The 13,774-nt window shown below is 56.0% G+C and carries 4 protein-coding genes, 2 tRNA genes, 4 rRNA genes and 2 pseudogenes; 5 read left to right on the top strand and 7 right to left on the bottom strand.

The genetic code is table 11. The features are described 5' to 3' along the window. Nucleotides 1-146: 146 nt before the first annotated feature. From GJU48_RS00655 to GJU48_RS00640, 4 genes and pseudogenes are all read left to right on the top strand, one after another. On the top strand, nucleotides 147-905 hold the full coding sequence (locus tag GJU48_RS00655) for a DUF3050 domain-containing protein (RefSeq protein WP_094953154.1): 759 nt from the start codon (nucleotides 147-149) through the stop codon (nucleotides 903-905). Beyond that, nucleotides 902-1,849: a diiron oxygenase gene (locus tag GJU48_RS00650; protein ID WP_094953156.1), complete on the top strand. Its 948-nt coding sequence runs from the start codon at nucleotides 902-904 to the stop codon at nucleotides 1,847-1,849. Before GJU48_RS00655 ends, GJU48_RS00650 begins: the two co-directional genes overlap by 4 nt. Continuing rightward, nucleotides 1,846-5,224: pseudogene (locus tag GJU48_RS00645) on the top strand (amino acid adenylation domain-containing protein). Before GJU48_RS00650 ends, GJU48_RS00645 begins: the two are co-directional and overlap by 4 nt. An 18-nt stretch (nucleotides 5,225-5,242) precedes the next feature. Then, complete coding sequence (locus GJU48_RS00640; protein ID WP_094953158.1) at nucleotides 5,243-5,701, top strand: SRPBCC family protein; 459 nt, start codon at nucleotides 5,243-5,245, stop codon at nucleotides 5,699-5,701. 39 nt (nucleotides 5,702-5,740) lie between these two features. On the opposite strand, the gene GJU48_RS00635 is transcribed toward GJU48_RS00640, so the two are convergent. Continuing rightward, nucleotides 5,741-7,621, bottom strand: a complete 1,881-nt coding sequence (locus GJU48_RS00635; RefSeq protein WP_094953160.1) for a methyl-accepting chemotaxis protein — start codon at nucleotides 7,619-7,621, stop codon at nucleotides 5,741-5,743. 148 nt (nucleotides 7,622-7,769) lie between these two features. Here GJU48_RS00635 and GJU48_RS00630 point away from each other — a divergent pair. Further along, nucleotides 7,770-8,094: pseudogene (locus GJU48_RS00630) on the top strand (sigma factor); the annotation flags it as partial. A gap of 170 nt (nucleotides 8,095-8,264) precedes the next feature. Here the strand turns inward: GJU48_RS00630 and rrf (GJU48_RS00625) are convergent. From rrf (GJU48_RS00625) to GJU48_RS00600, 6 genes are all read right to left on the bottom strand, one after another. Beyond that, a 5S ribosomal RNA gene (gene rrf, locus GJU48_RS00625) occupies nucleotides 8,265-8,380 on the bottom strand. A gap of 109 nt (nucleotides 8,381-8,489) precedes the next feature. Then, nucleotides 8,490-8,605 (bottom strand): 5S ribosomal RNA (rrf, locus tag GJU48_RS00620). Between the two features lie 170 nt (nucleotides 8,606-8,775). Further along, nucleotides 8,776-11,667, bottom strand: a 23S ribosomal RNA gene (locus GJU48_RS00615). A gap of 251 nt (nucleotides 11,668-11,918) precedes the next feature. Continuing rightward, a tRNA-Ala gene (locus GJU48_RS00610) sits at nucleotides 11,919-11,994 on the bottom strand. A 30-nt stretch (nucleotides 11,995-12,024) separates the two neighbouring features. Beyond that, a tRNA-Ile gene (locus GJU48_RS00605) sits at nucleotides 12,025-12,101 on the bottom strand. Between the two features lie 82 nt (nucleotides 12,102-12,183). Beyond that, nucleotides 12,184-13,719: ribosomal RNA gene (locus tag GJU48_RS00600) — 16S ribosomal RNA — on the bottom strand. Together the 16S, 23S and 5S rRNA genes with 2 tRNA genes alongside form the textbook arrangement of a ribosomal RNA operon. Between the last annotated feature and the right edge of the window lie 55 nt (nucleotides 13,720-13,774).

Genomic DNA, 13,774 nt, shown 5'->3' with positions numbered 1-13,774 from the left:
AATAAAACAAACATTTCGCTCGGCAGCACAACCCTATGTGCGGTTAGCGCTGCGCGCGTGGCACGGCTAAATGCCATCTTTACGTTGTTAATTAAAAACCCATTACTGTTTTCAGAGCAGTCGCAACAACTTATTAGGCGTCAACCATGCACCAACACTTACTTAAACAAAAAAAACTGCAGTTATGCAGCCATCCGTTATTTATAGAAATAACTTCAGTCAACAAGTTACACGTTTTTATGGAGCACCATGTATTTGCCGTTTGGGACTTCATGACCTTGACCAAACGCCTGCAGCAGGACTTGACCTGCACGCATTTACCCTGGCTTCCGCCCGCCGACCCGAAAGCCGCCCGCCTGATCAATGAAATCGTGCTTGGAGAGGAGTCGGACGAACACCCAACACATGGCCATTGCAGCCACTTCGAACTGTATCTGGAAGCCATGGTGGAGGTAGGGGCCGACACCACTAGCATCCAGCGCTTCATTGAATTGCAGCGCCAGGGCGTGGAAGCAAGTGCAGCCTTACACATGCTTGAGGTGCTTCCCGGCGTGGCCGGCTTTGTCGACAGCACGCTGGACATCGCGTTAAACGCACCTACCCACTGCGTGGCGGCGGCCTTCCTGCACGGCCGCGAGAGTGTCATCCCGTTGATGTTCGAACGTATTCTGCACAGTAATCCATGCATTGTTCGTCAAGCACCCACCCTGAACTATTACCTCAGCCGCCACATCGAGCTGGACGCTCAAGACCATGGGCCAGCGGCGCAGCAATTACTCCAACGCCTGATCGGGACAGACACTGCCCGACAACGCCAGGCCGATGACACCGCCCTCGCCGCCGTGCAAAACCGCCTCAGCTTCTGGGACGCCGTGCGCGCCTCGCTTCAAGAGGTGCAACCATGACCGCCGTCGACTACCGCTCCTTTGCCGAAGACTGGGAACGCCGTGCAACGATCCGCACACGCCCTCGGCGCCTGCTGGAAAACGATGACAGGTTGATCTATCCGCTGTGCCGCCAACCACTGGTGCTGAGTGCAACCTTTCTGGAGCACTGCCCGCAGTACCGCGACTTTGTGTTGGCGCAAAGCTTCTACAAATTCATCAACGATGTGGTGATCTTCGAAACCGAGATCGTCGGCAAGACCGCCCGTAACATTGCCAAGAACCACTTTTCGCTGCCCTTCCCCCTCGCCTGTCGCGTGGACGCGATGACCGTCGTGGTGGATGAGGACTACCACGCGCTGGTCGCGCTGGACTTCCTGCAACAGACCGTGGAAATGACCGGCATACAGCCCCTCGACCTGCCTGGGCAAATCGAACTGAGCCATGCCCTGCCGGCAGCGCAGGCGATGGCACCGGCACACCTGCGCGATGCCGTGGAATTGATTGGCGTGGCCATCGCCGAAAACACCGTCACCCATGACGTAGCGGCGTTTTCCAAGGACGACAGCGTCAAGCCTTCCATCCGTGGCTTGATGGCCGATCACTTGTTTGATGAAGGGCGCCATGCGCAATTCTGGACGCAACTGGTGCGTCTCTACTGGCAAGCGGCAAGCACGGCCGACCGCGACAGTATCGCTGTTACCCTGCCGACCTTTTTGGCGCATTACCTGACCAACGATCTGCAAAAAGGCTTTGATTTACACCTGATCGAACACCTGGACGTCAGCGCCGATGTTCGCCACGCGCTACAGGGCGAAGTCGCAGCGCTGGACTTTCCCATCACCCGCCAGCACCCACTGCTCGGTAACATCATGGGGTTCCTGCATCAGAGCGGCGTGCTGCACACACCGAGCGTCGCCCTGGCCCTGAGCGACTACCTGCCCGAACCGGGGAGGCCGGCATGAGGCGCTTGAAGATTGGTTGGAACGGCAGCAGTAATGCCTTGCAAGCGCTCAGGCAGACGCTGGAGCAATACGGGCACGCCAGCGCAACAGAATCCCTCGACATCGTTATTGAAGATGGCAGCCAACCACCGCTGACTCATTCCGACAACGCCCAATGGATAAGCCTGCGCCTGGGTGTCGGCCCGGTGTTCGAACATGGGCTTCCCGCGCTGCAGTTGCGCTGCTATGACCATGACCAACGCGTATTGGCGGTACAGGACCTTGCCGACGAACCCAGCGGCAACGGCCAGCAACTACGCCGGCACGCGACGAACGCGCTGGTGGAATGGGTGGCCTCGCTGGTCAGCGGTTTCTCGAGGGACGTGGGCTTCTTCGCCGCAACCACCACCGTTAACGCCTGGCCCGAGCAAGGCCTGCAAACGCTGGACGCGCTGGCGTTTGTGCATCGATTCAATCGCACAGCGCAGCCGGCATTATTGCAAGCAGCCCAGGCGCCCATCATCGAACGGCTACAGGCAAGCCTGCACACATTCGCCGAACGCCCGGCGCTGAACATCAGCCGGCAGTGTGGTGACCTACCAGCAATTACGGATACGGGCCCTATCGATCCAGCAACGCCTGCGCCCCCTGCTGGAAGGCATTGAGGCGCCAGCAGTGGTCGGCGTTTGCCTGGGCAAGTCCACCGAGTTGTACGCCAGCATTCTCGCGGTGTTGGGTTGCGGCGCGGTGTACCTGCCACTGGCACCGGAGCATCCGCCACAGCGCCAGCAAACGATGCTGCAAAGTACTCGGGCGAGCGTGCTGTTGGATGATGGCCAGCACCCTTTGCGCGACCAGTTCGTTAGCCTGAATGTGTGCCAACTCGACCCGACGCACACTGACACCACGCAGCCTTTGGCGCACCATCGCGCCAGCGGCGAAGCACCCTGCATCGTGCTTTTCACCTCCGGCACCACCGGCCAGCCTAAAGGCGTGCTGCTCAGCCAAGGCAACCTTGCGCATTTCACCGCCTGGCTTGGGGCCTGTGTGGCGCTGAATGAGCAGAGCCGTGTGCTGCAATTTTCGCCGCTCAGTTTCGACTCATCGCTGATCGATATCTTCCCTGCCCTGATCGCCGGTGCCGAGTTGATCGTGCCCAGCGAGGGCCAGAGGCACGACCCTCAGCAGTTGGTCGAGCTGATTCGCCAAAAGAACATCAGCCACGCGTTTTTGCCACCGGCACTTTTGAGCATCCTGCCACTGGATCAGCCGTTGGGCCTGACCCACCTGTTGACCGGCGGTGATACCTGCGAGCCGCACGTGATCGAAAGGTTGGCGGGCCAGTGCCGATTGCACAACCTCTACGGCCCTACCGAGACGACGGTGCTAGCCACCCACCGCATGTTTCAGGCCGGCGACAGCCATCGCAACGTAGGCCATCCGATTGCCAACAGCCGGGTGCTGATCCTCGACGACCACCTGCAACCGGTGGATGAGCAGGTGATGGGCGACCTATACATCGTCGGCCCTGGAGTGAGCCTGGGGTATGTGAGCGCACCGCAACGGGTGGACAACCCGTTCGTTGAGCTGACACTGCCGGATGGCCAGATGCTGCAGGCTTACCGCAGCGGCGACCTGGCGAAATGGACGCAAGACGGTATAGAGCTGGGCGGTCGACGGGATGACCAAGTGAAGATCCGTGGTTTTCGGGTCGAGCCTCAAGAAATCGAAGAGTGCCTGCGCAGCAGCCGGTTGTTTCGCCAAGTGGCCGTGGTGATTGATGGTGATCGCCGGATTTTCAGTTTTGCCGCCCAGCCCGAGCCCGGCGCCACGCTCGCAGGCTTGAAGCGACATGCGCAGCAATGGCTACCGGCTTATATGCACCCCGAAGTGTGGACTGAGGTGCCAATAATGCCGCGCACCTGCCACGACAAGATCGACCGCCAGGCACTGCTGGCGATGCCAATGCACCCCACGCCCCACACTGCCCGTCACGCAGCACAAACGCCTCTGCAAACGCGTCTGACGGCGCTGTGGAGCGAGTTGCTGTCGGTACCTGGCGATGCTCTTGGCATCGATGACAGCTTTTTCAACTTGGGCGGCCATTCCATCCTGCTGTCGACGTTGTTGCTGCGTCTGCGCGATGAGTTTGGCCGCAGCCTGTCATTGAGCCGTTTCTTTGAGGCGCCGACGATTCGTACGCTCGCCGTGCTGATGGAGGACGGTGAACTGCCCAATGCACCGTCAGGCCAAGTGCACAAAGACGCATCGCAAGCGCTGAATCTACACATGCTGCATGAGGACCGCGCCGGTGATCCGCGCAAGGTGATCGTCACAGGCGCCAACAGTTTTGTCGGGGTGCACCTAGTCGAAGCGTTGTTGGCGGGCGGTGCGCAAGAGGTGGCCTGCCTGGTGCGAGAACAGCCGGGGCGCTCGGCGGCGGCGCGGTTTGCCGAGGCATTGCGCGAGTATCGCCTGGACCATCTGGACCTGAGCCGCGTGCAGGTCCATGCCGCCGATATCAGCCTGCCCCGGCTGGGCCTGGCCAGCGACGTGTATGAACACCTCGCCAGTACTTATGGCGTGTTGGTGCACAACGCAGCAAGGGTCAATCATGTGATGGACTACGCCTCACTCGCCAGGGACAACGTCGAACCGGTGCTGGAGTGCCTGCGCCTGTGTGAAACCCAGTGCAAGAAGGTCTTCAATTTCATCTCCACACTGTCGGCCTGCAGCAGCGTCGACGCTCAGGGGAACATCCTTGAAACACTTGCAGTGGCGACGTTGCCGCTCTATCTGAAGAACGGCTACAACCTCTCCAAGTGGGTGGCCGAACGGCTGTTGGGACGAGCGGCCGAGCAAGGTGCCTGGGTCAATATCTATCGCCCGGGCAATATCGCCTTCAACAGCCGCAGCGGTGTTTGCCAGCCGCAAAACAACCGCTTGATGCTGATGCTCAAGGGGTCGTTGCAGCTGGGCCTGGCGCCCCGCCTTGAGGTGAATTTCGACCTGATGCCGGTGGACTTCTTTGCCCGTTTCGTTGCGTTCCATTGCAGCCAATTTTCTGCCAGGCGCAACGTCTTCAACCTGCACAACCCACAGCCCTTGAGCTGGGATCACTACCTTGATGCATTCAGCCAGGCGGGCCACCCCTTCGAACGGGTGAGTGTTGCGCATTGGCAAAGAGCGTTGCGTACGGTGGGCTGCGAGAACGCGCTGTTTGGCGTGCTGGGTTTCTACCTGGATGACCTTTCAGAAGACATCAGCGACATCTCGATGATCTGTCACGACAACGCACGCCAGGGTGTTGAAGCCATGGGCGAGCACTACCCACAAAAGGACCCGGCGCTGTTGCGTAAGGGCTGCGACCACCTCAGGGCCATTGGCTTTCTCTGACCGCTAAAGGACACGCTTATGAAACCGCTGCAACCGGATACATTGATCCGCAACCCGAATGCCGCACCGTTGGTGGCGTCTGTCGAAGTCCCGTGCGAAGCCGCTCGCCTGTGGAACGTGGTAGGCAACTTTGCAGGCTTTGATGCCTTCATTCCCGCCCTTTCGCACATCGACATGACGGGGACAGGTGTAGGCGCATTGCGCACGAAATTTTTCCACGATGGCCATTGCGTTGTAGAGCAACTCAACAGCAGGGACGACGAGGCCATGTGCATGACATGGACCACAATCTACAACACGTTGGGCGTCGCGCGGTTGTGGGCTGCAATGCGCGTGGAAGGGCTTGGCGAGGGGTGCTCCAGGGCGACCTGGACCCTGGTGGGCGAGCCACTGGAAACTGCGCAGGCAGAGTTTGAACAGTTTGTGCAGGCGTTCGCCGACAGCGCACTGCAGAACGTGCGCCAGATGCTCGGCTGATCAGCAGGAGCGAGAGGCCTCGCTCCTGCATAAACAGGGTCAGATTTTGAAGCTGTCGACCAATTGCTTCAGACGGCTGGCCTGCTGGGACAGTGCATCGCAGTCCTTGAGCGTTTCGTTGAGGTTAGCCACGCCCTGCTGGTTCAGCAGGTTGATCTGGTTGATGTCGACGTTGAGGGTTTCAACCACAGCGGTCTGCTCTTCGGTGGCGGCAGCAACCGATTGGTTCATGCCATCGATCTCGACGATTCGCTGAGTCACGCTGACCAGGCGCTCACCGGCCTGGTTGGCCACTTCCACGCTTTCTTCGCTGGAGGTCTGGCTGGCGTTCATGGTGGTCACCGCTTCACGCGAACCCACTTGCAGCGAAGTGATCATCTTATGGATCTCTTCGGCGGATTCCTGGGTACGGTGCGCCAAGTTACGCACTTCATCGGCAACCACGGCAAACCCGCGCCCGGCTTCCCCGGCACGCGCGGCCTCGATCGCGGCATTGAGCGCCAACAGGTTGGTTTGCTGGGAGATGCCTTTGATCACATCAAGGATGTGGCCGATGTTGTCGGTGCTGGCGTTCAGGGTTTCGATCTGGGTGCAGGACAGGCTAATTTTTTGCGACAGCTCCGACATCGCCAGGATGGTTTTCTCTACCACCTTGCGACCGTCGTCTGCCTGTTCACTGGCACCACTGGCGTGCTGCGAAGCATCGGCGGCGTTACGCGCGATTTCCTGGGTGGCGGCGCCCAATTCGTTGATCGCCGCGGCCACGCTATTGGTCCGCGCACTTTGCTCGTCCGAACCGATGATCGAAGCGTTGGACGAAGCCATCACGCGCTGGGACAGGTCGTGTACCTGACGCGTTGCCGAAGACACTTCCGAGATGGACGCGTGAATACGCTCGACGAACTGGTTGAAAGCACTGCCAACCTCGCCAAACTCGTCCTTAGTGGTCACGTCCAGGCGGCGAGTCAAATCGCCCTCACCCTGGGCGATGTCCTGCATGGCAACACCCATGGTGGTCAGGGGGCGTAGCAGCACTTGAATCAACAGGCTCAAGAGCACCGCAATGGCGACGACCGCGATTAACATGGCGATCAGCGCAGAAGTACGGAACTTGCCCAGTGGTGCGTAGGCTTTGTCTTTATCGATCGACAGACCGATGTACCAGTCTGCACCGGGCAAACCACTGATCGGGGTGAACGAAAGGATACGGTCCTTGCCATTGAGGACAACGTCCTGGCTGACCTTCTCGATGCGCAGATTAGCGCCAGGGTAGATGTCCTTGAGGTTTTTCATCACCTGGGCCTGGTCAGGACTGACGATGACCTGGCCATCGGCGCTGACCAGAAACGCATGGCCCATGCCGCCGAAGTCTACCGAATTGATGATCTTCACCAGGGTTTGCAAGCTCAGGTCGCCGCCGACCACACCCAGCAGTTCGCCGTTCTTTTTGACCGGCAGAGCGATGGTCACGATCTGCCCGCCCACAGCTGCCATGTAGGGCGGGGTGAGCATGGTTTTATCGGCGGCCACCGCTTGTTTGTACCAGGGACGCTGACGAGGGTCGTAATCGTCGGACATCTTGGCGTCAGGGCGCTGGGTGAACACGCCGTTGGTTTGACCGACATAAGTGAACTGGAAATTCGAGGTGAATGCAGGCTGGTCGACCAGGCCTGGAAGGTCGGCAGCACTGCCCTGATGCGCAACGTTTTGCGCCAGGTTTTCGAGGACCAGAATCCGGCCACTCAGCCAGTTCTGCACACTGCTGGCGGTGAGTTCACCCGATTGCTGGATAGACGACTCCAGGTTTTGCTTGATGGTGCTGCGCTGCAGGTAGTCGTTGTAGAACGTGAATAACGCGAAAGCGAGAACCACGACGCCTGACGCGGCCAACAGAATTTTATGACTGAACTTGAGATTCATTTCATCGACTTCTTTTTGCCAAAGGGGGATGAGCGTGCCGAGTGGAACATTTCATCTAACGGGATAGGCGAACTCTGCGACCGCTCTATTTCGGTGCACGCATGGCTCATCAGTCTTTCGGCCAATTCAGGAAAAATCTTAGAAATTTGTGAGATACATCCTTATTTTGAGTAGGAAACCGACAGGCGGTACAGTCGCACTGGGCAGTGCCGCCGATGCGGCGGACCTGGCGCAAGACACCTGTGTGCAGCTACTGCAAAAGACTGAACGCTTTGAACTCAAGGCGCCTCGGGCTTTTTTGCGCACGATCGCTCGCGGCTTGGTGGTTGATCATTGGCGCCATGAAGAAATCGAGCGCGCTTACCTCGACTCTTCCGTACCTCGAGTCCATCGCCCATCTGCCGCAAGCGCTGGCACACAGCGCCGAAGCCCGTGCGTTGGTACTGGAGCTTCTGGAGGACATCACCCGCCTGACCGGCTGGCAGTGCTGGACGTCTGACCTCGCGACCGGCACCAGCGAGCGGCGCAGTGTGCAATTCTGCTCACTTGCCGGGAAGTTTCCAGCCGCGAGGGTTCCTAGTTATTAAACCTCTAAACGACAAAACCCCTGTCTGCGTTAGCAGACAGGGGTTTCGGAATTCAATCTTGACGATGACCTACTCTCACATGGGGAAACCCCACACTACCATCGGCGATGCATCGTTTCACTGCTGAGTTCGGGATGGGATCAGGTGGTTCCAATGCTCTATGGTCGTCAAGAAATTCTGTGTACCAGACCGTTGCGTGAGCAACGTGCTGGTGAAATTCATGGACTTCTACATAAACAAAACCCCTGTTTGCGTTAGCAGACAGGGGTTTTGGAATTTAATCTTGACGATGACCTACTCTCACATGGGGAAACCCCACACTACCATCGGCGATGCATCGTTTCACTGCTGAGTTCGGGATGGGATCAGGTGGTTCCAATGCTCTATGGTCGTCAAGAAATTCGGGTACTGAGTCGTGACCTTATGGCCTCGCTTCAGCAAATTGGGTATGTGATAGCTTCGGTGTTTTGTGAGATTCGAACTTTCGGTTCTATCGTCTTCACACACCGCAATCTGATGCTTCTACTTGTTTCCAAGTCCGAAGTAGTCAAATTGCTTGGGTGTTATATGGTCAAGCCTCACGGGCAATTAGTATTGGTTAGCTCAACGCCTCACAGCGCTTACACACCCAACCTATCAACGTCGTAGTCTTCGACGGCCCTTCAGGGGACTCAAGGTCCCAGTGAGATCTCATCTTGAGGCTAGTTTCCCGCTTAGATGCTTTCAGCGGTTATCTATTCCGAACATAGCTACCCGGCAATGCCACTGGCGTGACAACCGGAACACCAGAGGTTCGTCCACTCCGGTCCTCTCGTACTAGGAGCAGCCCCTCTCAAATCTCAAACGTCCACGGCAGATAGGGACCGAACTGTCTCACGACGTTCTAAACCCAGCTCGCGTACCACTTTAAATGGCGAACAGCCATACCCTTGGGACCGGCTTCAGCCCCAGGATGTGATGAGCCGACATCGAGGTGCCAAACACCGCCGTCGATATGAACTCTTGGGCGGTATCAGCCTGTTATCCCCGGAGTACCTTTTATCCGTTGAGCGATGGCCCTTCCATACAGAACCACCGGATCACTAAGACCTACTTTCGTACCTGCTCGACGTGTCTGTCTCGCAGTCAAGCGCGCTTTTGCCTTTATACTCTACGACCGATTTCCGACCGGTCTGAGCGCACCTTCGTACTCCTCCGTTACTCTTTAGGAGGAGACCGCCCCAGTCAAACTACCCACCATACACTGTCCTCGATCCGGATAACGGACCTGAGTTAGAACCTCAAAGTTGCCAGGGTGGTATTTCAAGGTTGGCTCCACGCGAACTGGCGTCCACGCTTCAAAGCCTCCCACCTATCCTACACAAGCAAATTCAAAGTCCAGTGCAAAGCTATAGTAAAGGTTCACGGGGTCTTTCCGTCTAGCCGCGGATACACTGCATCTTCACAGCGATTTCAATTTCACTGAGTCTCGGGTGGAGACAGCGCCGCCATCGTTACGCCATTCGTGCAGGTCGGAACTTACCCGACAAGGAATTTCGCTACCTTAGGACCGTTATAGTTACGGCCGCCGTTTACCGGGGCTTCGATCAAGAGCTTCGCGTTAGCTAACCCCATCAATTAACCTTCCGGCACCGGGCAGGCGTCACACCCTATACGTCCACTTTCGTGTTTGCAGAGTGCTGTGTTTTTAATAAACAGTCGCAGCGGCCTGGTATCTTCGACCGGCATGAGCTTACGGAGCAAGTCCTTCACCCTCACCGGCGCACCTTCTCCCGAAGTTACGGTGCCATTTTGCCTAGTTCCTTCACCCGAGTTCTCTCAAGCGCCTTGGTATTCTCTACCCAACCACCTGTGTCGGTTTGGGGTACGGTTCCTGGTTACCTGAAGCTTAGAAGCTTTTCTTGGAAGCATGGCATCAACCACTTCGTTAACTAAAAGTTAACTCGTCATCAGCTCTCGGCCTTAGAATCCCGGATTTACCTAAGATTCCAGCCTACCACCTTAAACTTGGACAACCAACGCCAAGCTGGCCTAGCCTTCTCCGTCCCTCCATCGCAATAACCAGAAGTACAGGAATATTAACCTGTTTTCCATCGACTACGCTTTTCAGCCTCGCCTTAGGGACCGACTAACCCTGCGTCGATTAACGTTGCGCAGGAAACCTTGGTCTTTCGGCGTGGGTGTTTTTCACACCCATTGTCGTTACTCATGTCAGCATTCGCACTTCTGATACCTCCAGCAAGCTTCTCAACTCACCTTCACAGGCTTACAGAACGCTCCTCTACCGCATCACCTAAGTGATACCCGTAGCTTCGGTGTATGGTTTGAGCCCCGTTACATCTTCCGCGCAGGCCGACTCGACTAGTGAGCTATTACGCTTTCTTTAAAGGGTGGCTGCTTCTAAGCCAACCTCCTAGCTGTCTAAGCCTTCCCACATCGTTTCCCACTTAACCATAACTTTGGGACCTTAGCTGACGGTCTGGGTTGTTTCCCTTTTCACGACGGACGTTAGCACCCGCCGTGTGTCTCCCATGCTCGGCACTTGTAGGTATTCGGAGTTTGCATCGGTTTGGTAAGTCGGGATGACCCCCTAGCCGAAACAGTGCTCTACCCCCTACAGTGATACATGAGGCGCTACCTAAATAGCTTTCGAGGAGAACCAGCTATCTCCGAGCTTGATTAGCCTTTCACTCCGATCCACAGGTCATCCGCTAACTTTTCAACGGTAGTCGGTTCGGTCCTCCAGTTAGTGTTACCCAACCTTCAACCTGCCCATGGATAGATCGCCCGGTTTCGGGTCTATTCCCAGCGACTAGACGCCCTATTAAGACTCGCTTTCGCTACGCCTCCCCTATTCGGTTAAGCTCGCCACTGAAAATAAGTCGCTGACCCATTATACAAAAGGTACGCAGTCACCCAACAAAGTGGGCTCCCACTGCTTGTACGCATACGGTTTCAGGATCTATTTCACTCCCCTCTCCGGGGTTCTTTTCGCCTTTCCCTCACGGTACTAGTTCACTATCGGTCAGTCAGTAGTATTTAGCCTTGGAGGATGGTCCCCCCATATTCAGACAAAGTTTCTCGTGCTCCGTCCTACTCGATTTCATGACTAAGAGATTTTCGCGTACAGGGCTATCACCCACTATGGCCGCACTTTCCAGAGCGTTCCGCTAATCTCAAAGCCACTTAAGGGCTAGTCCCCGTTCGCTCGCCACTACTAAGGGAATCTCGGTTGATTTCTTTTCCTCAGGGTACTTAGATGTTTCAGTTCCCCTGGTTCGCCTCTTACGCCTATGTATTCAGCGTAAGATAACCATCTTATGATGGCTGGGTTCCCCCATTCAGACATCTCCGGATCAAAGTCTGTTTGCCGACTCCCCGAAGCTTTTCGCAGGCTACCACGTCTTTCATCGCCTCTGACTGCCAAGGCATCCACCGTATGCGCTTCTTCACTTGACCATATAACCCCAAGCAATCTGGTTATACTGTGAAGACAACATTCGCCGAAAATTCGATAATACTCAATTACGAGTAACTCACAAATTTTACCTTAGCCTGATCCGTTACCAGTGAAAGTAACGTTCAGTCTATCTTTCTATCACATACCCAAATTTTTAAAGAACGATCTAATCAAAGACTAGAAATCAACATTCACCATCACTTCGATGGAATGCTCATTTCTAAGCTTTCAAAACTTTCAGAAGCAGTAGTGGTGGAGCCAAACGGGATCGAACCGTTGACCTCCTGCGTGCAAGGCAGGCGCTCTCCCAGCTGAGCTATGGCCCCGTATTTCTACAGGCGTTTCCCACACAAAATTGGTGGGTCTGGGCAGATTCGAACTGCCGACCTCACCCTTATCAGGGGTGCGCTCTAACCAACTGAGCTACAGACCCAATTTCGGGCTGCTTCTTATCGTCTTCTTCAATGAATCAAGCAATTCGTGTGGGAACTTATGGAGCAGCTGATGTCGTCGATTAAGGAGGTGATCCAGCCGCAGGTTCCCCTACGGCTACCTTGTTACGACTTCACCCCAGTCATGAATCACACCGTGGTAACCGTCCTCCCGAAGGTTAGACTAGCTACTTCTGGTGCAACCCACTCCCATGGTGTGACGGGCGGTGTGTACAAGGCCCGGGAACGTATTCACCGCGACATTCTGATTCGCGATTACTAGCGATTCCGACTTCACGCAGTCGAGTTGCAGACTGCGATCCGGACTACGATCGGTTTTGTGGGATTAGCTCCACCTCGCGGCTTGGCAACCCTCTGTACCGACCATTGTAGCACGTGTGTAGCCCAGGCCGTAAGGGCCATGATGACTTGACGTCATCCCCACCTTCCTCCGGTTTGTCACCGGCAGTCTCCTTAGAGTGCCCACCATTACGTGCTGGTAACTAAGGACAAGGGTTGCGCTCGTTACGGGACTTAACCCAACATCTCACGACACGAGCTGACGACAGCCATGCAGCACCTGTCTCAATGTTCCCGAAGGCACCAATCTATCTCTAGAAAGTTCATTGGATGTCAAGGCCTGGTAAGGTTCTTCGCGTTGCTTCGAATTAAACCACATGCTCCACCGCTTGTGCGGGCCCCCGTCAATTCATTTGAGTTTTAACCTTGCGGCCGTACTCCCCAGGCGGTCAACTTAATGCGTTAGCTGCGCCACTAAGAGCTCAAGGCTCCCAACGGCTAGTTGACATCGTTTACGGCGTGGACTACCAGGGTATCTAATCCTGTTTGCTCCCCACGCTTTCGCACCTCAGTGTCAGTATTGTCCAGGTGGTCGCCTTCGCCACTGGTGTTCCTTCCTATATCTACGCATTTCACCGCTACACAGGAAATTCCACCACCCTCTACCATACTCTAGTCAGTCAGTTTTGAATGCAGTTCCCAGGTTGAGCCCGGGGATTTCACATCCAACTTAACAAACCACCTACGCGCGCTTTACGCCCAGTAATTCCGATTAACGCTTGCACCCTCTGTATTACCGCGGCTGCTGGCACAGAGTTAGCCGGTGCTTATTCTGTCGGTAACGTCAAAACAATCACGTATTAGGTAACTGCTCTTCCTCCCAACTTAAAGTGCTTTACAATCCGAAGACCTTCTTCACACACGCGGCATGGCTGGATCAGGCTTTCGCCCATTGTCCAATATTCCCCACTGCTGCCTCCCGTAGGAGTCTGGACCGTGTCTCAGTTCCAGTGTGACTGATCATCCTCTCAGACCAGTTACGGATCGTAGCCTTGGTGAGCCATTACCTCACCAACTAGCTAATCCGACCTAGGCTCATCTGATAGCGCAAGGCCCGAAGGTCCCCTGCTTTCTCCCGTAGGACGTATGCGGTATTAGCGTCCGTTTCCGAACGTTATCCCCCACTACCAGGCAGATTCCTAGGCATTACTCACCCGTCCGCCGCTCTCAAGAGAAGCAAGCTTCTCTCTACCGCTCGACTTGCATGTGTTAGGCCTGCCGCCAGCGTTCAATCTGAGCCATGATCAAACTCTTCAGTTCAAACATCTTTGGGTTTTTAAGAAACCCTAAACTTGGCTCAGCAATCGTTGGTTAC

It is taken from the genome of Pseudomonas sp. IB20, assembly GCF_009707325.1.
Classification (GTDB): domain Bacteria; phylum Pseudomonadota; class Gammaproteobacteria; order Pseudomonadales; family Pseudomonadaceae; genus Aquipseudomonas.
The sequence above is the reverse complement of the archived record's forward strand: the minus strand, read 5'-3'. Positions and strand labels throughout refer to the sequence as shown.

Coding starts and splice junctions, on each gene's coding strand:
- GJU48_RS00655 (WP_094953154.1), top strand. CDS start 147: ATGCACCAACACTTACTTAAACAAAAAAAACTGCAGTTATGCAGCCAT.
- GJU48_RS00650 (WP_094953156.1), top strand. CDS start 902: ATGACCGCCGTCGACTACCGCTCCTTTGCCGAAGACTGGGAACGCCGT.
- GJU48_RS00640 (WP_094953158.1), top strand. CDS start 5,243: ATGAAACCGCTGCAACCGGATACATTGATCCGCAACCCGAATGCCGCA.
- GJU48_RS00635 (WP_094953160.1), bottom strand. CDS start 7,621: ATGAATCTCAAGTTCAGTCATAAAATTCTGTTGGCCGCGTCAGGCGTC.